This window comes from Halomonas sp. McH1-25, assembly GCF_022348165.1.
Taxonomy (GTDB): Bacteria; Pseudomonadota; Gammaproteobacteria; order Pseudomonadales; family Halomonadaceae; genus Modicisalibacter.
The window spans coordinates 476,524-496,089 of sequence record NZ_JAKRFI010000001.1; the positions used below are offsets into that span (position 1 = coordinate 476,524).

Here is a 19,566-nt window from a genome sequence, read left to right on the forward strand (position 1 = left end):
GAGGGAAATGACGACACAGATAGCGCGCATAAAAAAACCGCAGCTCGAATCGCTGCGGTTTATCGGGAAAACTTCTCAGTCAGGCCTAGCGAGCCTGCGCCATCGGCAATCCGTCGGTATCGCTGGCGGCGCGTCGGCCCGCCTCGATCGCTTCACGACGCTTGCGGGTCTTTCCGGCACGTGACGGGGGCTGACAGATACCACAGACGAAATCATGCGACGGCGTATGCGCATGAACGACGAACTGGCCGCTGCAGCTGGTGCACTTGCAAAGTTCGAGCATGTCGCTTTCGAAAAAACGCACCAGGGTCCAGGCACGCGTCAATCCCAGTACCGGTTCGGCATCTTCCAGCGTCAACTGCTCGAGATAGAGCCGAAACGCCCTGACGAAGGCACTCATGCGCTCGCAACCGTGGTCCTCCACCAGCCGCTCATAAATGTTGTAGAACAGCGATGAATGAATGTTCGGCAACCAGGTGATGAACCAGTCGGTGGAGAACGGCAGCATGCCCTTGGGCGGCGACATGCCACGAACTTCCTTATACAACTTGATGAGACGGGCACGGCTAAGGTCGGTTTCGGTCTCGAGTACTTGTAGCCTGGCGCCGAGTTCAATCAACTCGATAGCCATCTGGACCTGCTGCATCTCGCTGACCAAGCTCTTTTCGGCCATGTCGACTTACCCCGCTTGAACGTTGGAGCGAGTCGTCACCGAGGCCATCAGCAACGCAGCATGCGTCTGCCCCAGGCCCTGCTCACGCGGATCGGTCGTCAGCTTCAAGAGTTGCTCCGGATCGTCAAAACAAAGGCGGCACAGCAACTGATTGGTGCGTGACAGCTGGCTCAACTGTTTGACGGACAGCGAGGCCAACATGTCAGCCATCGGCTCGCTGATCTTGAGACGGAACATGGCGGTGGTGCGGTCTTCATTGATGAGACGCTGCACCAACAGCAGGTACGAGAGATTGATGTCTTGGATATCGTTCAGAAGGCTATCAGTCAGCATGTTTGTCATTCCCTGCGTTTGCGTAGTCGATGGCCTAGGGCCATTCGTTATTATGAGCCTGTCTCCAATAGACGACTCTTGGTGTTTCATTGTGTCCCTATTGTGAGACGTTTTTATGAAACGTTGCAACACTCTACGCAGAAGAAATGACTAAAGTTCTAATAATTTTGACGGAACGCAAGAGTTACATTCCATATCATTGTTTTTATTGGAAATTTTTAATTTCCGCATGAGGCGGGCTAGATAACAAAAGTTAAAACAGCAAGCTTTCGTTTAACCTTTTGCAACCTCTTCAACGCAACTTAATTGCCTTGAGAATCAATTTCATGCACCCAGGCGAGCAATTCCGCAATTACCTGATATAAGGCTGGTGGAATACGTGCATCGAGATCGACCTGCATCAGCAAACTGACCAATTCCGGCGCATCATGGACGAAAATCCCTTTGGCTTGCGCCTCGTTGACGATACGCTCCGCCAAGTCGCCGTAGCCCTTGGCGAGTACGGTAGGTGCCTGGTCGCCGCCATGGTAGGCCAGGGCCACGGCCTGACGGCGCCGATTCGGTGGCTGATGACCTTTCACCGTCAATCCTCGATCTCAGACGTGTCGCGTTTGGACAGGATGCCGACCTTGACGTCGGCCAACCCGCAGCGCCTGAAACGGGCTTCCAGCTCATGGCTTTCGGCCCGCAAGGTCGAGACGATGCTCTCGTTGTCGCATTCCAGCGTCATGTTCAGCGAATTCTCTCTCAGATAGAAATTGACACCCAGCGCACCCAGTCTAGGCAGTTGCAAGGTCAATTCACTATGCCATGCGGCCTCGTCAGATTCCTCACCCTGCTCCCCTTTCTCCTTGCCACCTTCTCCGTGTCTTTCCAGGGCTTCGGGCACGTGGATCGCCAATGCCATGAACACGCCGGACCAGAGATCGCCTTCCCAACGCAGTGTTGGGGTCACCATCAGCTCGAGCTGATGCCTTACGATGCCGTGAAGCGCATCCTCGGCCCGCCCATCGACGCTTGACGTTCCCCGGGGTAGCGTCTCGAGCGCAGCATCCTCGGTCTGATACACCGCCTGTCCCTGAGTCAGTTGCGTTTCTCCCGGCTGTCCAGGCAATAGCGGGCTTTGCATCGATGCGGCAGAAGATGGCGGTGTGTAAACCAGGGGAGCAGACAGTTGGGGCATCGCCCTGCCCGACTGCCTTCCAGGGACATCGGCAACACGCTCCCCGATGATCAGGATACGCTCCTGTCCCTCAGGCACGGCAGAGACTCCTGCCTGGGTTCGCTGAATGAAAAACTGCATCTGTGGTTCACGCGCCAATAGTGAACGCGACAGGTCGCCGCGATGCCAGCGAGCGAGGTGCGACTCATAAAAGAGACCTGACGTTTCGATGCTCTGACGCAGGCGAGATGCTAGCTGGGAAGCGTCGACCGTCTCGCCAGCGGCCACTAACGGCGCGGGAGATTTAACGACGGCCGGCGGCGCCGGAAATTTGGCGAGAACGTCGGCGATATTGCGCGCCGCCACACTGAAATGGGTGCGCGTCGATGCGGGGGCCAACGACGCGGATTCGAGCGTTGGCGATGACGAGGCGCTACCCCCGATGCCAGTTTGACGCTGAGCGGCGGCTTGTTCGGCGTTGAGACGCGAGTCGCTATGCAACGCTCTCGGCGCATGCCCGGGCGAAAGCGGCCTGACCGGCTCCGTAAGCTCACGATGGGTCTGGCTCTCGACACGCTTGCCCAGCACTTCATGCAGGAGCGTGTCGAGAATCGGGGTGATGATGCCGCTCACCGCCGTCCTTGATCGATCGGTGTCGGCCTGGTCGCCACGGCCCCGTACGCCCGCGACATGTCACGTCGCCGCCGGGTATCCCCGATGAGGCCACTCAGTTCATCGCGGCGGATTTCGAGACGCTGGCGCACTTCGGCATCCTGCTCCAGGATACGTTCGAGCAAATCGGCCTTCTTTTGCGTGCCTTCGCGATCCAGCACGCATCCGCCTTCCAGCCGCTTCAGGTCTTCGACCGCCACGACATACACGGACTCCTCCTGCACGAGATGCGCCCATTCGCCCTGCCGAGCCCAGGCCAGCATACGCGCCGAGCGCTGCAGTAGCCTCTCATAACCTGCAAGCACTTCGTTTGCCGCCGTCATTAATTGTTAACTCCTTGCCTGTGGGGCGATTTCACGCCAGGCAGAACTGATGTCATCGAGCAGCTTAGCCGCCTCGTCGAGGCGCTGCTCGTCGTTGCGTAGATTAGCCTGAAGCAGCAGGCGAACCACATAATCGTAGAGAGAACCGAGATTGGTAGCGATTTCTCCACCTTTCTCTCGGTCGAGTGCCGCCGACAGGCCGTTGTTCACGATATCGATGGCTTTGGAGATCGACTTGCCCTTCTCGGTCACGTTGCCCTGCTGCATATGCAGCTTGGCGGCTCGAATCGCCGCTTGAGCGCCATCGAAAAGCAGAACGATCAACTGATGAGGAGAGGCCGACATCACTCCCGTTTCGACACCCACCCGGGCATAAGCACCGGCACCACGCATTACAGCCATTGTCATGCTCCGTTAATCTCGGCCCAGCTGGGCGTTCATGGACTCGAACTGCTGAGTCAAATAGGACATCGTCGAGTTCATTTCCGATACCAGCATGTCCATATCGGCAAACTGGGCGCGATAACGCTCGATCGTTGAATTGATGCTGCTTTCGACACGCTCATAGCGGTCGTCGAGCGAGCTGATACGGTCCTTCAACCCTTCAGTGGCGTTGGCAATCAGGCCCTTTTCATCGAGCATGGCGGAAAGCGCCGTATCCAGCTGGTCCGCGAAACCGTCGCTTTCTTCCGTGCCGCCAAAGAAGCGACTCAGGCTTTCCGGACTCTCGGCAATCAGATCATCCAGCTTGTCGCTATTGACTTCCAACTTGCCGTCAAGCTTGAGCTCGATACCGGCATCGGAGAGCATCTGGAGGTTGCCTTCGCCCACGCTGCCCAGCATCACTCGGCGAAGGCTCGATTCGACGCTGCGCATGGTATTGTCGCCCAGCAAGGTTCCCGCCGATTGCGTTTCCGCATCGTAGGAAGTCAGGCTATCCATACTCGCCTTGAGCGAGTTGTAGGCATCCACGAAGGACTGAACGTTCTTCTTGATCGCGGCGCTGTCCTGGGAAACCGTCAGCGTATCGGCAGCTCCCCCCGTTACCTTGGAGAGATTCAGGGTCACGCCCTGAATGGCTTCCTCGACTTGGTTGGACTGGCTGGTAATGGTAATGCCATTGACCTTCAGGACAGCATCCTGAGCATCCACCCCAACATTCGTACCGGGGTCAGGATCCAACCCAATTGCACCAGCCTCTCCTGCAGAACTCATAGAACTGATGGTCATCTTTGACTGCATGCCAGTCTCTTTGGAGGTCAACACCAGTCGGTAAGGCTCGGCGCCACCATCGTTGATGATCGATGCAGTAACGCCGCCTTCTGTGGCATTGATAGCATCGCGAATCGACTCCAAAGTACTATCGGCGGTGACGTCGATTTCAATGGCATCCTCTGTAGCGTCAATGGCATTGAACTGAATGGTCAGCTTGCCTGCGTCAAACTCACCGGGCTCATCTTTCTTGCCAACGCCCCCAAAGACAACCGAGTGTGCCTGCGCCAATTGCTCGACACTCACGTTATAGGTACCCGCTACGGCGTCGCTACCAGCCGCTGCCGTAAAGCCATCCCCGCTGACACTACTCTTCACCGCCCGAAACGAATCGGCATCGTTAAGCTTGGCCGCCGCCTGCTGAAACTTGTCCAGCGCCGATTCCAACTGGCCAAAGGCTGAAATCTTGGAGTTGTAACTGCTTTTCTGCGTCGTGATCGGCGTCAGCTTCTGCCGCTCGGCGGATGCGAGCTGATCGAGCAGGCCGTTCAAATCCAGCCCCGAGCCGATACCCAGTGAAGAAATACTCGCCATGACGATCCCCTGAAATCTGTATCCTTTTTACCAGCCTGCAGAGAATCCAGAATCTCGAAAAGGCCGGCGATAGCTATTCATTTCACTGTATCGGCGAAAACGGCTGTAGCTTTAGGGCCGTGACAGGGTGAATCGGGTGCGCCATCATAGGGCCCTTTCATGGCCCGGCCAGACCGCAGCCATCGCGACACAGACACCAAGGAAGCCGTCATGGACTCGAACAACCTGTTTGCCGACTATCGACGCTGGCAAACCTTTCAACGCCAGGACCAGTTGCAGCACGAGCATGCCGCCGCGCTGCGCAAGCTGGCCGATTCGGGAGCCATGGCCAGCCGAGTCACGGAAGCCTACCGCAGCATGGCCGACAAGGGCGCCAAGGAAAGCGCCTGTTATCGTACGCTTTTCGAGCGAAAGCGGGACAATGGCGAGTCCCTCGCTTGCGAAGGCTGGCTATTCGTACGTCGCGTACTGTCGGAAGGCGGTACGACCCGCGTCCGCGCCACCTTGCTGGAGTCGTTTACCCTTGAAGACGGCTTCATCGAACCGGGAGCGAAGAGCGTCAGCAAAGCGACGCTGGAAATCTTCGATGAAATTCTTGTAAAACGCAGCATGACAATGGGTTGTCGCATCGACCGGCACGACCAACCTCAAGACATCCGCTTCGTGACATTCCTGGATAGTGTGCGTGGCGATCTGGCGAAGTTCATGAAACCGTGATCGACCTCGCCTATTTTTCATCGGAACAGCTTGGGCACGACTGAATGGGACTCGCTGATTGGCTGACACGCAAGAAACCCCTTCCACTCTGGGTCGTCAAACAAGTCGACGAGACATTGCTGCACGTATGCGGCAAGGGCAGCGTGGCGGTAGTGGGTACAATCGGCAAGACGCTCCACCGGTTACGCAAGGGAGAGTTTCACGGGCCGGTGCGCATGGGCGGCAACGATGCCGTCATCAATTCGGCGCAGTTTGCCGCCTTGATCCCCCAAGAGGATTTTCTGCTCCATAGCGACACTGACGCCACATGGCGGGGCAGTCACTGGCAAATTGCCTGGGTTCCACAGCGTTGCTGGATGCATGACGGGCGCCTGGTGAGTCAGTCCCTCGACTTCCAGGGCCAGCCGCGCCTGATCAGCGTGGAAGACACCAGCGAGATCCGCGCCAAGGCCGAGTCACCACGTATCAAGAGCGACTTCATCCCCATCGAGCCGCTCGGCCATTCTTCACCTCAATGGCACTTGGTCGACAAGGATAACGACCCTTATCAATCGTAAGGACATCAATGACGGCTACCCCTAACTGGCGCCAGCTCGCTCCCTTTCTGGCCCTGATGATTCTGGTCGCGCTCAACTTGCGTCCGGCGCTCTCCTCCATGGCGCCGATGCTCGTGCGGATACAGCAGGACATTGGCCTGTCGGCGATGGCCATCGGTGCGCTGACCACCCTGCCTGTACTGTGTCTGGGCGTCTTCGCCCCCCTGGCACCGTGGCTGACCCAGCGCCTCGGCGCCGAGCGTACGCTTAGCGTGGCCCTGCTGCTATTGGGATGCGCCCTGGTCCTGCGCGCCAACAGCCAGCCTTTCCTCCTCTATACCGGCACCCTGCTCGTCGGCGCGGCAATCGGCATTGCCGGTACGTTGCTACCCGCTCTGGTCAAACGCGAACTGCCCCAAGGCGCGGATATCGTCACGGGCGTTTACACCATGGCGCTGTGTCTCGGTGGATCGTTGGGCGCAGGACTCAGCGTACCGCTGGCCAACTGGTTAGGAAGTTGGCAGCTAGGACTTGGCAGTTGGGCCTTGCTGGCCTTGCTGGCGCTGCTTGCCTGGCGCCTGCGCATGCCGCATCCTCGCCCCAACCGATCCACCACCACTACGCCAAACATGCCCAAGGTGCACTTGCTTCGTAATCCGCTCGCCTGGCAGGTTACCGGCTATATGGGCAGCCAGTCGGCGCTGGCCTACATCGTGTTCGGCTGGTTGCCCGTCCTTTTGCAGCGCCGTGGCCTTGGCGAGGCCGAAGCGGGCTGGCTGCTCGCTGCATCCGTCATGGGCCAGCTAATCACGGCGCTGGGCGCGCCTTGGCTGGCCCGCCTGGGCCGAGACCAGCGCCCCACGATACTCCTGCTGCTCGGTTGTACCGCGGCGGGCATCGTGATTCTTCTTCAAGCGCCGTTATCCTGGCGCTGGCCGGGCGTCATCCTGCTCGGCCTGGGTCAAGGCGGTAGCTTCAGCATGGCCCTGACACTGATCGTTCTGCGCAGTGCCAACTCACGCCTGGCCGGCAAACTGTCGGGGATGGCTCAAGGCATCGGCTATAGTCTCGCCGCCACCGGCCCCCTGCTGGTAGGCATTCTGCTGGAGTACACCAGCGGGCTCGACGTGCTGACTGGCGTGCTGCTGGCTTTCGTGGCTGCCGCCATGGCGTGTTCATTGCTGGCCGGCCGACAGCGCCAGTTGGATCTGGATCCGCAAGGCCGATTGATCACTACGCGCCGGTGACTAGAGTCCGTCTGAAAAGTGCCTGTGGTTGCCGACTTTTCAGACAGACCTTAACGAACAAGGGAAAAACGCCTCATGCATTCCGCGCCTCTTCTCGTCATTTATACAGGCGGTACCTTGGGAATGGTGCCAGGCGAACGTGGCCTGGTCCCGGGCCGGGATATCGAAGGCCGTCTGCGCAACGCGCTGGGCCAGTTGCCCCCGGATCGCCAAGCGTCGCTACCTGACTTCGAGGTGCAGGAAACCACCCGGCCGATCGACTCCAGTGCCGCTACGCCCGCCGACTGGCAGCGCCTGGGGCGAGACGTTGCCGAACGCTATTCTGGTCTCAAGCACTATGCGGGCTTCATCATCCTTCACGGCACCGACACCCTGGCCTGGACCGCATCGAGCCTGGCATATCAACTCCAGGGCATCGACCGTCCCGTCATCGTGACCGGCGCCCAGTTGCCCTTGGAAGCCGAAGGCAGCGATGTCTTGAACAACGTAGAAGCCGCCCTGCGCTTCGCTGCTTTACCTACGCTACAAGAAGTCGCCGTGTGTTTTGACGGAAAGCTGATGCGGGGCGTGTGTACGCGCAAGTGGGACACCCATCGATTCGATGGCTTTGCCAGCCCCAACTACCCGCTACTGGGCGAGATGGTGGATGGCACCCCGGTGCTTTACCCGTCACGCGGACTCGAAGCCCAGCAGCGGGGATTGCCGCGATTCGAGCTATACGACTATACCGCTTTGAATGACTCGCCGATCGTGCGCATCGCCTTATGGCCGGGTATGCCGGCAAGACTACTCGCCAACTGGCTGCTGGATGAAAGCGTATACGGCGCCCTGCTGGAAGTTTGGGGCAGCGGCAACGTTCCCGACGATCCGGCACTGCTCGGCGTGCTCGCCCAAGCCACTGGCGAAGGCAAGCTGATCGCCGCTATCAGTCAGTGCCCGCACGGCCCCGTGGCCATTGACACCTACGCTGCCGGCCAAGGCTTGATCGAGGCGGGCGTTCTGGCGGGCGATGCCATGACGCCCGAGGCGGCCATGACCAAGCTGATTCATTTGACGGCTCAGCCGCTGACTTTGGAAGACAAGCGAAAACGCTTTCTTACGTCCTTGGCTGGGGAGCGTTAGCCACTGCGCATTGGTAGTGCAATGATCGACTCGAATCGCCCGTCCTCGGTAAAAGTAAGCCGAAACACGCCATTGACCCCATCGCGGCGCAGAATGCGCCGCAGCGCCCTGGCGGGGAACAGCACGCGGCGCCCATCGACGCTGGTGGCATAGACGTTCTGCGCCTCGCCTCGGTAATGCCTGAGACATTCATCGGTCGACAGCTGGATGACCACATCGATACTCGGCATGAGCGCTACGCTACTGATCGGGCTCGCCGCAATCCCGCTCGTAGAAGGGGACGCCGACGCGTTGGATATGCGCAACCAAATCAGGATTATCGATCTGATGATAGAGTGATAGATCGAACCGATATGGCAAGAGCAGGTCATCGAGGCGCAATTCAAGCTGCTGTAGGTCATGCCATGTCAACCTGCTACCCAGGAAAGTCAGGTCGATATCCGACCCCGGCCGATACGTCTCCATCGCCCGTGAGCCATAGAGGATCGCTCGCTCTAGCCCGGCGAATTGACACAAGACGTTACGAATACGAGCCTCAGCCTGAGCTGATAACCCTGATGGCTGAATTTCGCTCGTGTCGCTCACATCTTCTCTCGCTGTAGCCTCAAGGTCATTTGAAGCGCCATCAATTGGCGATGGTGCGACTGCTCTATGTTATGCAGGATATCTTGGGCCGTCTTTTCATTATAGGTATCCGACGTGCGGTTGCGGTCCACCAGCATAGTCATCCACGCCTCGCCGTCTTCAATCAAGCCCAGCGAGAATGCCTGCCTGATCGTATCGCGTGAACCGACGATGGATTCTATCCCCTGCCACTGCAGATAATCCTTGAGCGTATTCCAGCCCAACTCGTAGGTATACTCAAAAGCTTGAATAACCCCTTGCTTTTCTAGATTGGAAAGCTCCCGCTGACGCATCGTGGCGACTGCCTCATCCAATTGCGATAACGCCTTCCCAAAATTGCTGAAGCGCTGCAGCCAGCGTATGTCCATGGCGCACATCGCAATAGCTCCCGAGCAAGCCTATAAAATAGATCCAGCGCAAGGCTAGCAGAGGCCTGAGCTGCAGGGAATCGTACATCCAACCTATACAGACCTGGTGCGCTGCATGCCTCTGCCATCTACACCCATACCTGCTTCTTCAAAAAAATCGCAATTGCCCCTAAAGCATTTTTCCCAGGCGACGATATACAGGGTAACGGCCAACGGCGCCGTTGTGGCGAGAGGGGCGAACAGAGCCGACCCGCCACTGGAGCCCCCAAGACCTAGATAGGTTTAGACAGAAGGAAATATCACAATGTCAGTGATCAATACCAACATCACTTCCATGATCGCTCAGCAGAACCTGAGTTCATCAAAGGGCGATCTGACCACCGCCATGGAGCGCCTGTCTTCCGGTCTGCGCATCAACAGCGCCAAGGATGATGCGGCAGGTCAGGCCATCGCCAACCGTATGTCTGCCCAGATCACTGGTCTGGCACAGGCACAGCGTAACGCCAACGATGGTATTTCCGTCGCCCAGACCACTGAAGGTGCGCTGAACCAAGTCAATGACAACCTGCAGCGTATTCGTGAACTGACCGTTCAGGCCACTAACGGCACTAACTCAGCAGAAGATTTAGACTCTATCCAGAACGAAATTGGTCAGCGCCTCAATGAGATCAACCGTATTTCTGAAGAAACTAGCTTCAACGGCGTTAAGGTGCTTCAAGAAGATAATAGTCTAAAAATCCAGGTTGGTTCCAATGATGGGGAAACCATCTCCCTCAACTTAAAAGAAATAAATTCTTCTTCAATTGGTGTTGGGAATTTCAATGTCAACGCCATGATGAGCAGCGATTCAATTGGTACTGATGCACTCAATACTATTGCACTTGATAGCACGTATGAGACCAAGTTAAGCACCACCATTCAGGCCAATAGCGATGCCGACATTAATGTTGACATCCAAGCTAACAGTGTTGATCTGACTGACTCCGAACAGGACTCTGGAATCACTGCAGTTGGCGTATACGATGCCACCGGTGGATCGAACACTAGCGGCTTTGTAGCAAAAGGTAGCGACGGTAACTTTTACGATATCGAAAAGAACGATGTTGGCGGGTACTACTTTGATACATCCAAAGGCCCCACCGACAGCACCACCAATATCTCAAGTGATCCTTCATCAGTAAGCTACGTAAATGCTACCGAAGCAGCTATAACTACCGATACTAATAACATTACGAACCCTAGCGACTCAACTGACACTGACTTTTTCAGTGACAAGACGATCTATCGCCGCAACGACGTAACCGATGCTGAAGCTGCTGCTTCGGGAAGCGGATATGCGATCAAGGGCAATGATGGCAACTTCTACGCACTGACTCTTACGGCCTCAGATGCAGTCGCTGACCCTGACAACACCAATGATACAGCCACCTTCACTGTTACTGGCGGCTCTGGAACTCCCGCTAACTGGGTGCAAGTTAGTGAGAACAACGTCGTAGCAGGTGGCACAACCGACTTTATCGTAGACACGAGCACACCGCCGTCAGTCACAGATGACCTTTATAACGTTGCTGTTGATCCGGCTGATGTGCCGACCGCTGATGGCCTGTATGCACTTTCAGCTGGCGGATATGCTGTTAAGGGTAATGACGGTAACTTCTATGCGGCGACACCAAACACCACTACTGGGGAAGTGACTTGGAACTCTGCCTCCGGTGCGCTTGATGCTGCCACGGTAGACACTAGCGCCGAAGTGACAAAGCTCTACGAAGCCCCCACTGCTGCTGGCCTATATGCTAAGGCAGATGAAAGCGGCTATGTTGTCAAAGGTAGCGATGGTAATTACTACGAAGCCGACATTGACTCGGATACCGGCAATGTAAGCTGGGATTCATCTACGGCTGCAGTGGCTGCGGCCGACGTCGATGAAACCACCTCGCTAAACGAAATCGTAACTTCAACCTCGAACGAAGCAGCTGTGACCGGCCTCGCTTCAAATGAGTCACTGCATGAAGTTAAAGATGCTGATGGCAATGTGACAGGCTATGTCGTGAAAGGCGAAGACTCATACGGCAATGTAACTTACAATGCTGCCGACGTAGAAGTTAATGCCAGTAACGAAGCTGTCGTCACCAAAGGCGAAGCTAAAACCGTCGATGCTTTAGGCACACTTGATAGTGCGCTAAAGACTGTTGATGCTTTGCGCTCTGACCTTGGTGCCATCCAGAACCGTTTCGAATCTGCGATCACCAACCTGAGCACCACTGAAACCAACCTATCTGCCGCTAAATCACGCATCGAAGATGCTGACTATGCAACAGAAGTGGCCAACATGACTCGCAGCCAGATTCTGCAGCAGGCCGGTACTTCCGTCCTCGCGCAGGCTAACCAGCTGCCGCAGTCCGTACTGTCTCTGCTGGGTTAATCCTAAGCATCGCGGTACACGCAGTAACGGGTGGGGTTTATGCCCTGCCCTGTTCAAAACAGGCTCTCGATTTGGGGGCCTGTCTTTTTATGGAATCAGTCCATGCTAGTTACAGCTGACACAATTTCTGCCCGTGATCTCGTCTATGAGATAATCCCCAAGCTGACAGCCACGGAAAAGCTCGTTAACAATACGCTTCACACAACGATTGCCGAGTTTGGAAATTTTTCTGAGCTAAGCCACTACCAGCTTCTGAAGCACGAATTTGAACTGGAAATAATGATGATCCACATGAATCTAGATCACCTGTTGAAGCGTTACGCCCAAGAAATCCAGGCCGCTTCCGGTTCTGGTGGCAGGGAAGCTGGCGCTATTTTGGAACTGGATCAACATGAGCGTTTCGCTATCGACAGTGCTAAAAAATTATATGAGCGAGCGTGCGCCATTCAGGCCGGAAATTGAAAAACCACTGGCATAGGCCACAAGGATATGAACCAAGCCGAATATCAGCACGTTATCGACGAACTAGACGCCCTGATTACTGAGACCCGAAAGCTGATGGGCCGGTTTGAAGACACAGGCATGAACGACGAGATGCCAGACGACTATGCCAAGCTGGAAATGATCATTACCCAAGCGCTTAAGGAACAGCGTTACCACACACAGAAAATGCTGGATAGCACCGACCTTAATCAGGACACGTCCTAGAATCGCCAGGACGGCTTCTAGAAGCTTTCGCTGACCGAATACGCCCCAACCCACAGGTAAAGCATATCGTCGTTTAAACAGCGTTTTTGGTGTGCTCGCACAAGTCTTAGTTGTCTTTCCCCTTCTTGCGTCGCTGACGAACCTTATCATATAACCCCTCCGCTCTCAGCACCCCGATAACCGTTGCATTCCCAATCGCAATGCCTTGTGCCCTGACCGCTCGCGCGATACTTGCCGCATTGGTAAACGCAGGGTCTTGCGCCAGCTGAGTAATCAATTCCCTTGTACTATCAGGAAGCTGGCGGGCATATCGCTTAGGTCGCTTTCGCTGGCCTTTCTTCATCACCTCGCCTTGCCTGTTTTCTTTCATGATTTCGGCCCGCCATCGATAGAAGGTGCTTCGACTGATGCCCACCGCCTCGCAGGCTTCTGCATACGTGTCAAAGACAACCCTTTTCTGATTTACGACCTCGGCAACCAAAGACTTCTTTTGCCGATAAGATTTTTTTGTCTGCTTTGAAAAATTTTGAGACATATCGCCCAGATTTTTTCCTAAAGATACGTAGGCCGATGAAACGCTCATACGGACCATTGTACGAGAGCGTAAATAGTGTGGCATGACAAGGCTTCTTGGATTATCGCAAACCTAACGCACAAGGCGATTTTTGCGGCAAAGCAGCCATAGCAGGTGAATTTTAAGACATTGTACTAGCAATGCCTTGGTTTAGTTAATGGCAAAATGAAACGTACAGTAAAAACACAACAGACCCAAAGGAAGAAGATGAAATCATTCAAAGAATACGTTTGCGAAAAGCACAAGAACAACGCCATAAGGGCCATAGAAGAAACCCAATGGGATTATTTCATTACACTGCCATTCAGCAAAAAAATAACTAGCGAATCAAAAATTAATTTAGTGTTGATTAATTTTCGAAATCGGCTGAACACAGGGCTTTTCGGGTCAAGTATCAGAAAAAAAGTAGCCATGTTCCCCATAATTGATGAACTTACACCCAATGGCCAGCAGGAACTTTTATAAATCAATGACCCGAATATTCAAGCATACAATACATCAAGAAGAAAATCAGCATTCAGGTCAGAAATTATACGCGCTTGGATAAGCTCAGACTCGAAAGCGGCCAATCCAGCCAGAAATAAATTTGTGCATGGTTGCCGGATGAAAGAAGTTCGCCATACACCAGGCGTTATTGATTATATGATAAGAAAGGTGAAAAGGCATCCCGAAAAAGTAAAGTGGAATTTAGCCACCCCCAACCTTACTTAATAATACAATAGGCCGCCACAGGCCCGTATTTTTATTTCCAAGACTGACCTTAACCATAGACTTTAACTGCATGTAAATATTTTGAGACATTTACATGTATGTCCTGCTAAGTATATGAGTCAGGCAATAACACTAAGTGGCGGGCCACTTTGTAACGGCACAATATCTGGCAACGGCAAGGTTTCTTTGTCTTTATCGCAAACTCAACGCATACTGGCGGTTCCTTGCGTTCAAAGCAGCCAATATATAATATATATAAGACATTACGCGATAATCCCTTGGTTTAATTTATGACTAAAATAAAGGAAAGTGAAATGAAAAAATCAAATTCAACAACCCCTAATTCTTCAGAACAAAAAATGGAAAAACTAAAAAAAGAAATCTATGAAATGGTTAAAAAACACCCATGGGATTACTTCATAACCCTAACCTTCAAACACGCGATTAATGATAGAATCAAGGTAAACAGCATAACTAGAAAATTTATCAACGAACTAAGTATAAAATGCTTTGGCTCACGATCAAACAAACGTTTAAGAATCATTCCCGTCATCGAAAACCATGGATTTGAAGGTCTGCATGTCCACGCTTTGATAGAAAACCCAAAGGAACGTATTGGCAGTCCAGAAAGGAAAGAAAATTTCATTTTACGGGATAGCGTTATTGAGGCATGGATAGGCGTAGACGCAAAAACAGCGAACCCAACCTTAAGCTGCTTTGAACAGGACGAGTGGATTAAAAAAATCTATGACACGGAAGGACTTGTTAACTATTTACTAAAACAGCTATCAGCTCACCCTGAAGCGGTGCAGTGGGACTTATACACACCAGAAGGAAGAAAATAACAGCCCCAGCCATCCATATTATATAAAACATCACAAGGATGGGGCTTCTGACTATTTATGCACGATGTTCGATTAACGTTCCAATATCATGATCCGTTGGCTCGAACTTTATCGAAAGACTTTGCTCAATCAGGGTAGATAGGGCGTTACTAGCTTTCAGTAACCTGCCCTGGCTCAAGTGGGCATACCGCTGCGTAGTCTTGATATTTGAATGGCCTAAGATATTTTGCACATCGTATATCGAATAGCCTAAGTTAACCAAATAACTTGCATAGTTGTGCCTCAAATCATGGATTCGCACATCTGGTATGCCCGCTTCCTTCCTTATGGTATCCCACGAGCTGAAAATATTTACGTATGGCCGCTTCGTTTTTTCGTTGGGAAAGACATAATCGCAACCCTCGATGCGCGGCACTTTGGATAGTTGCCTTATGGCACCTTCGGATAAGGGTACATAACGCGCTTTTCCACTTTTGCTGTATGGTACGCGCCATTGACACCTTTCCAAGTCGAAATCCTGCCACTTCGCATCCAGCACTTCCCGTTTTCTTGCTCCTGTCAAAATCAACATCCAGATAATGTGCCTTACCATCTTAATTTCATGATTATCAAAGACTTTCATCAACCGTGGCAGTTCTTCGTTGGTCAGATATCGCTCACGCTGGTTATTTTCTGCAAGGACCTGGACCGCATCCATTGGATTTTTCTGCATCCCTGGCACATCCCACTTCAACGCTAGGCTAAATACACGACGACATACCGAAATCATTCGATTGGTACTGGATGGCTTGAACTGTTCAGGGTGTTGACGATGCTTACGGACAAGCTCAATCGCATGTTGCTTAGTAATTTCATCCAGGTGCAAATGCCCCAGTACCGGCAGCACATGCAAGCGTAGAATCCATTCATCGACATTCCAGCTTCGTTTATGTTCCTTCGCATGCGGCATGTACTGGTTATGAACAAAATCCGCAAATTTAGGCACTTGCTTCAGTGCATCCCGTTCAGCGAATGGGTCATTGCCCATCTGAAGCTGGGCCAATTTCTTCCTCGCGTTCGTCCGGGCTTCATCCAATGTTAAGATGCTGGCATCGCCTAACTTCTTTTCGCGCTTCCCGTCACGGTCATGCTTGAAGCGCAGGTAGTAGGTTTTTCGGCCAGATTTCAGTACCTTAAGGAAAAGGCCTGAAATTTTTGTGTCAAAATAGTCTACTTTAGCCTTCTTGCCTGACGGACAAGGGGCCTTGTTAACGAATTGCTGGGTAAGGTTCTGGCTTGGCATAGATCACTCCGCTTTGGCGTACGAACTAATAGTATCACTAAGACATTTTTATGCAACCCCAGGCACAGAAGGCAAACCGGGAATAGACATGACTGACGAAGCAGACATTGAGACGAACGTGAAAATAGCCGTTGCGATGCGAGCCGTGCGTTCGGCAATGGGTCTTAACCAAGCCCAATTTGCTGAATTGATTGGTGTCTCAAAACCCACTATCGCGCGTATTGAAACGCTAGAACTCCCTATGCGCTTCGAAATTTACGCTAAAACATTGAAAATATTAAAAAAATTAGGCGTGACGGTGGATACGTTATACACCGATAGTGTTCATATTGAGATAGAACCTAAAGCTATCGACCTTCTTAAGGAAAAGCTGATGGACGATACCCGTAGACGTTCAGATCGTCATCAACAGGGGGTTAAAATGCTTGAAATGCTCGCAAAGACTGATTCCGAACCACGCCGGATTGAGTCTGTACTGGATAGGCTGAAGAAAGAACTCAAAGAAGATGATTGAAGGCAACAATTTGATTTTAAAGCATTTTTTCATTTGCCCAAGGTGATTCAGAGCATTATTTAGGCCGCTGCTATGTAGAAAAGTGGAAGAAAAGACTCACTTGGCGGCATCCAGCGTCACAGAACCGTTAATAATTTCATATAGATACTATTAGTTCATAATTGACTCGTACCAGCAGCGCCAAGGATGATGCAGCCGGTCAGGCCATCGCCAACCGCATGTCTTCCCAGATCACCGGTCTGTCTCAGGCACAGCGTAATGCCAACGACGGTATCTCTGTTGCGCAGACTACTGAAGGCGCCCTGAATCAGGTCAACGACAACCTGCAGCGTATCCGTGAACTCTCTGTTCAGGCTCAGAACGGTACCAACTCAGCAGACGACCTGAAATCCATCCAGAATGAAATCGGGCAGCGTCTGAGCGAAATCAACCGCATCTCTGAAGAAACCAACTTCAACGGTGTTAAAGTCCTGCAGGAAGACAACGAGCTGAAAATTCAGGTCGGTGCCAAGGACAACGAAACGATTTCGCTTAACCTTGAACAGATTAATAAAAGTACTCTTGGCCTCGCATCGTTCGATGTTAGCCAAATCATTTCCAGCGATAACTTGAGCGCCGAAATGACCTCTGGCAGCTCATTTAATGTGAGCAAAACTGCTAGCATCCAAACCAACAGCTATTCTCCTGAACCGCTGACTGCTACAGGCGTCTACGCGAAAAGCGGTGGTGGCTATGCTGTCAAAGCAAGCGACGAGAAGTACTACGACCTCGCTACTAACCCTGTTACGGGCCAACTGACTTGGGACTCAGCTACACCAGCTCTGGACGAAGCCGATGTTGACGTCGCTGGTGGAGCCCTGACCTCTGCAACTATCAGCTCGTCTGATCTTCCAGCTGCTATCAACGACGCCAACACTGGTACTACCCCTAGCCTAGCCGGCGGTGTAACACTTGATGGTGACCTGTATCTGCGCAATGATGAAGCAGCTACAACAGTTGATACTTATGCTATCGACTTCAATGGGCAAGTAGCTTCAGGCGAGAGTCTGGTTGCCTATACTGCTGCTGACAATACTGTTCAGTATGCAATTACTGATGGCACCAATTACACTTCTGTTACTATTGATGCAACGTCTGGTCAAATCACAGGCAGGAATGCAACCCCTGATCTCGGCGACACATCAGCTGGTGCAGTGTTTGACTCTGCATCTGGTGCTGACGCTGTTGCAAATGGCGATAATGTTGTCAAAGCTGGTACTGACCTCTCTACCGTTAGCTATGGTAACTACGCAACTAAAGGTAGCGACGATAAGTACTACGCAGTAAATGTTGGCGTAGACACCGCTGCAGCGGCAGCTGACTGGAACGCAGCAGATGCTTCTTCTTGGGACCTGACTGCTACTGTTGATGAAACAGCAATGCAGGAAGTCAGCTCCGGTAACATCGCACCGGGCGGCGCCGTAACAGAAGTTGCAACTGCCAATGTCAGTGTCAGCAGCAATGCCGACCTGCTCCAATTGGCTGATGAAGCTGCTAGCCCCATGGCAGTTACACAAGATGGCCTGTATGCACTGGCTGACGAGAGTGGCTATGTCGTCAAGGGCAGCGATGGTAATTACTATGCGGCTGACGTGGCCGACGATGGTAGCGTTTCTTGGGACTCCTCCTCTGAAGCTGTAACTAGCTCTTTGGTCACTGATGATGGCACAGGTGCAGATGCGGTAACCAAAGTAGTAACTGACGTTGAGGCTTCTGCTACTTTTGAAGGTTTAGAAGCTGGAGAAAGCCTGCATGAAATCACTGACAATGAAGGCAACGGCACGGGCACTTACGTAGTGAAAGGCGGTACCGAAGAGAACCCCACTTACACCTACGCCAAACTGTCTGAACCCGATGTTGACGGTAAAGTTACCGTCACCAAAGAGACTAATGACGATGGTAGTCTGAAAGGTGCTACTGTTGACCCGATGAGCATGCTGGATAATGCCATCTCTAAGGTCGACTCTCTGCGCTCTGACCTTGGTGCCATCCAGAACCGCTTCGAGTCTGCGATCACCAACCTGAGCACTACCGAGACCAACCTGTCTGCTGCACGTTCACGCATCGAAGATGCCGACTACGCAACGGAAGTGGCCAACATGACTCGCAGCCAGATCCTGCAGCAGGCCGGTACTTCCGTCCTCGCGCAGGCTAACCAGCTGCCGCAGTCCGTACTGTCTCTGCTGGGTTAATCCCAAGCTTAGCGTTACACGCAATATCTGCACTACCGGGGTGGGACTTCGGCCCTACCCCACTCAACACAGGCTCTCGATTCGAGAGCCTGTCCTTTTAGGACAGTCGCCATGTTGCCCGAACCCAACACCATAACGGCCAAGTGTATTCTTGACGACGTGCTTACCAAGCTCAAAGCCGTGGAGAATCTCGTCAACAATACGCTCTCTCAGCTTATCGCTCAGGCTCCCTCTGACGAAACGCGTATCCGCAATGAGCTGCTGCAACAGGAGTTCGAGTTGGAAATCACCATGATCCGCATGAACCTGGATCATTTGATGGATCGCTATGCTCAGGAGTTACACGACGCAGCGACAGGTGCTGGTAATGCCGTCTTGCTGTTGGATCGCCATGAGCAATTCGCCATCCAAAGCGCTAACGCCCTCTACCAACGCGCCCGCGCCATACAGACAGGTGAGTGAATGCATGAATCGGAGCGACATGACCAGACACTGAGCCTCGAAGATTGCCGGCACATCCTCGACGAACTCGAGTCGGTGATTGCCGATGCCAAGGCCTTGATGACCCGCTTCGAGGCCACCGGCTTCGATGAGTCCCTGCCTGACGATTACCTTGCGCTGCACGAGCTTTACACCCGTTCGGTCAAGGAGCAGCAGCACTATACGCAGATCATGCTCGCCTTCTAACCCCCCCTT

At 53.1% G+C, this 19,566-nt stretch carries 24 protein-coding genes and 2 pseudogenes; 14 read left to right on the forward strand and 12 right to left on the reverse strand.

The genetic code is table 11. The features are described 5' to 3' along the window. Nucleotides 1-85: 85 nt before the first annotated feature. The 7 genes from flhC to fliD form a co-directional block, all read right to left on the reverse strand. Entirely contained in the window at nucleotides 86-673 is a 588-nt protein-coding gene (gene flhC, locus MHM84_RS02315; protein WP_239262020.1) for a flagellar transcriptional regulator FlhC, read from the reverse strand. A gap of 6 nt (nucleotides 674-679) precedes the next feature. Further along, a complete protein-coding gene (flhD, locus tag MHM84_RS02320; protein WP_239262022.1) occupies nucleotides 680-1,006 on the reverse strand; it encodes a flagellar transcriptional regulator FlhD in 327 nt (108 codons plus the stop codon). A gap of 302 nt (nucleotides 1,007-1,308) precedes the next feature. Then, entirely contained in the window at nucleotides 1,309-1,587 is a 279-nt protein-coding gene (locus tag MHM84_RS02325; RefSeq protein ID WP_239262024.1) for an EscU/YscU/HrcU family type III secretion system export apparatus switch protein, read from the reverse strand. A 2-nt stretch (nucleotides 1,588-1,589) separates the two neighbouring features. Continuing rightward, nucleotides 1,590-2,801 carry a flagellar hook-length control protein FliK gene (locus MHM84_RS21560; protein ID WP_239262026.1) on the reverse strand — a complete coding sequence of 404 codons (1,212 nt, stop codon included), beginning with the start codon at nucleotides 2,799-2,801 and terminating at the stop codon, nucleotides 1,590-1,592. Next, a complete protein-coding gene (gene fliT / locus MHM84_RS02335) occupies nucleotides 2,798-3,163 on the reverse strand; it encodes a flagellar protein FliT (protein WP_239262028.1) in 366 nt (121 codons plus the stop codon). The genes MHM84_RS21560 and fliT overlap by 4 nt, the downstream gene beginning before the upstream one ends. Nucleotides 3,164-3,169: 6 nt before the next feature. Next, nucleotides 3,170-3,565: a flagellar export chaperone FliS gene (fliS, locus tag MHM84_RS02340; RefSeq protein ID WP_239262030.1), complete on the reverse strand. Its 396-nt coding sequence runs from the start codon at nucleotides 3,563-3,565 to the stop codon at nucleotides 3,170-3,172. 12 nt (nucleotides 3,566-3,577) lie between these two features. After that, entirely contained in the window at nucleotides 3,578-4,969 is a 1,392-nt protein-coding gene (gene fliD, locus MHM84_RS02345) for a flagellar filament capping protein FliD (RefSeq protein ID WP_239262032.1), read from the reverse strand. A gap of 210 nt (nucleotides 4,970-5,179) precedes the next feature. On the opposite strand from fliD, the gene MHM84_RS02350 reads away from it, so the two are divergent. The 4 genes from MHM84_RS02350 (at nucleotide 5,180) to MHM84_RS02365 (ending at nucleotide 8,591) form a co-directional block, all read left to right on the forward strand. Beyond that, nucleotides 5,180-5,686 (forward strand): hypothetical protein, encoded by a 507-nt coding sequence (locus MHM84_RS02350; RefSeq protein ID WP_239262034.1) that lies wholly within the window; start codon nucleotides 5,180-5,182, stop codon nucleotides 5,684-5,686. 44 nt (nucleotides 5,687-5,730) lie between these two features. Continuing rightward, nucleotides 5,731-6,243, forward strand: a complete 513-nt coding sequence (locus tag MHM84_RS02355) for a hypothetical protein (protein ID WP_239262036.1) — start codon at nucleotides 5,731-5,733, stop codon at nucleotides 6,241-6,243. 8 nt (nucleotides 6,244-6,251) lie between these two features. Further along, nucleotides 6,252-7,469 (forward strand): MFS transporter, encoded by a 1,218-nt coding sequence (locus MHM84_RS02360; protein WP_239262038.1) that lies wholly within the window; start codon nucleotides 6,252-6,254, stop codon nucleotides 7,467-7,469. Nucleotides 7,470-7,544: 75 nt separating this feature from the next. Then, nucleotides 7,545-8,591 carry an asparaginase gene (locus tag MHM84_RS02365; protein ID WP_239262040.1) on the forward strand — a complete coding sequence of 349 codons (1,047 nt, stop codon included), beginning with the start codon at nucleotides 7,545-7,547 and terminating at the stop codon, nucleotides 8,589-8,591. Here the strand turns inward: MHM84_RS02365 and MHM84_RS02370 are convergent. Genes MHM84_RS02370 through MHM84_RS02380 form a run of 3 tightly spaced genes read right to left on the reverse strand, consistent with a single transcriptional unit; the run spans nucleotide 8,588 to nucleotide 9,583 of the window. Next, nucleotides 8,588-8,821 carry a DUF2835 family protein gene (locus MHM84_RS02370; RefSeq protein WP_239262043.1) on the reverse strand — a complete coding sequence of 78 codons (234 nt, stop codon included), beginning with the start codon at nucleotides 8,819-8,821 and terminating at the stop codon, nucleotides 8,588-8,590. The two genes, MHM84_RS02365 and MHM84_RS02370, sit on opposite strands and share 4 nt — an antisense overlap. Before the next feature lie 10 nt (nucleotides 8,822-8,831). After that, nucleotides 8,832-9,176, reverse strand: a complete 345-nt coding sequence (locus MHM84_RS02375) for a nucleotidyltransferase domain-containing protein (protein ID WP_239262045.1) — start codon at nucleotides 9,174-9,176, stop codon at nucleotides 8,832-8,834. Continuing rightward, nucleotides 9,173-9,583: a nucleotidyltransferase substrate binding protein gene (locus MHM84_RS02380; protein WP_239262047.1), complete on the reverse strand. Its 411-nt coding sequence runs from the start codon at nucleotides 9,581-9,583 to the stop codon at nucleotides 9,173-9,175. The genes MHM84_RS02375 and MHM84_RS02380 overlap by 4 nt, the downstream gene beginning before the upstream one ends. Before the next feature lie 304 nt (nucleotides 9,584-9,887). Here MHM84_RS02380 and MHM84_RS02385 point away from each other — a divergent pair. The 4 genes and pseudogenes from MHM84_RS02385 to MHM84_RS02400 all read left to right on the forward strand — a co-directional run. Beyond that, a pseudogene (locus MHM84_RS02385) lies at nucleotides 9,888-10,298 on the forward strand (flagellin FliC); the annotation flags it as partial. 1,452 nt (nucleotides 10,299-11,750) lie between these two features. Beyond that, nucleotides 11,751-12,005, forward strand: a pseudogene (locus tag MHM84_RS02390) (flagellin); the annotation flags it as partial. A 102-nt stretch (nucleotides 12,006-12,107) separates the two neighbouring features. Next, nucleotides 12,108-12,467 carry a hypothetical protein gene (locus MHM84_RS02395; protein ID WP_239262049.1) on the forward strand — a complete coding sequence of 120 codons (360 nt, stop codon included), beginning with the start codon at nucleotides 12,108-12,110 and terminating at the stop codon, nucleotides 12,465-12,467. A gap of 27 nt (nucleotides 12,468-12,494) precedes the next feature. Then, complete coding sequence (locus MHM84_RS02400; RefSeq protein ID WP_239262051.1) at nucleotides 12,495-12,713, forward strand: hypothetical protein; 219 nt, start codon at nucleotides 12,495-12,497, stop codon at nucleotides 12,711-12,713. A gap of 106 nt (nucleotides 12,714-12,819) precedes the next feature. Here the strand turns inward: MHM84_RS02400 and MHM84_RS02405 are convergent, their stop codons facing one another. Continuing rightward, the gene (locus MHM84_RS02405; RefSeq protein WP_239262053.1) at nucleotides 12,820-13,332 is read right to left on the reverse strand and encodes a helix-turn-helix domain-containing protein; all 513 of its coding nucleotides are present in this window, start codon (nucleotides 13,330-13,332) and stop codon (nucleotides 12,820-12,822) included. 162 nt (nucleotides 13,333-13,494) lie between these two features. On the opposite strand from MHM84_RS02405, the gene MHM84_RS02410 reads away from it, so the two are divergent. Both MHM84_RS02410 and MHM84_RS02415 read left to right on the forward strand, forming a co-directional pair. Next, nucleotides 13,495-13,752 (forward strand): hypothetical protein, encoded by a 258-nt coding sequence (locus tag MHM84_RS02410; RefSeq protein ID WP_239262055.1) that lies wholly within the window; start codon nucleotides 13,495-13,497, stop codon nucleotides 13,750-13,752. A gap of 560 nt (nucleotides 13,753-14,312) precedes the next feature. Then, nucleotides 14,313-14,843, forward strand: a complete 531-nt coding sequence (locus tag MHM84_RS02415; RefSeq protein WP_239262057.1) for a hypothetical protein — start codon at nucleotides 14,313-14,315, stop codon at nucleotides 14,841-14,843. Between the two features lie 55 nt (nucleotides 14,844-14,898). Here MHM84_RS02415 and MHM84_RS02420 read toward each other — a convergent pair whose 3' ends face one another. After that, nucleotides 14,899-16,125: a site-specific integrase gene (locus MHM84_RS02420; protein ID WP_239262059.1), complete on the reverse strand. Its 1,227-nt coding sequence runs from the start codon at nucleotides 16,123-16,125 to the stop codon at nucleotides 14,899-14,901. 88 nt (nucleotides 16,126-16,213) lie between these two features. Here MHM84_RS02420 and MHM84_RS02425 point away from each other — a divergent pair, with 88 nt between their 5' ends. From MHM84_RS02425 to MHM84_RS02445, 4 genes are all read left to right on the forward strand, one after another. Beyond that, complete coding sequence (locus tag MHM84_RS02425; protein ID WP_239262062.1) at nucleotides 16,214-16,639, forward strand: helix-turn-helix transcriptional regulator; 426 nt, start codon at nucleotides 16,214-16,216, stop codon at nucleotides 16,637-16,639. Between the two features lie 161 nt (nucleotides 16,640-16,800). Further along, on the forward strand, nucleotides 16,801-18,870 hold the full coding sequence (locus MHM84_RS21425; RefSeq protein ID WP_275445646.1) for a flagellin: 2,070 nt from the start codon (nucleotides 16,801-16,803) through the stop codon (nucleotides 18,868-18,870). Between the two features lie 111 nt (nucleotides 18,871-18,981). Beyond that, nucleotides 18,982-19,332, forward strand: coding sequence for a hypothetical protein (locus MHM84_RS02440; protein WP_239262064.1), 351 nt, complete (start codon nucleotides 18,982-18,984; stop codon nucleotides 19,330-19,332). Then, on the forward strand, nucleotides 19,333-19,557 hold the full coding sequence (locus MHM84_RS02445) for a hypothetical protein (protein WP_239262066.1): 225 nt from the start codon (nucleotides 19,333-19,335) through the stop codon (nucleotides 19,555-19,557). It abuts the gene before it with no gap. Nucleotides 19,558-19,566: the final 9 nt, after the last annotated feature.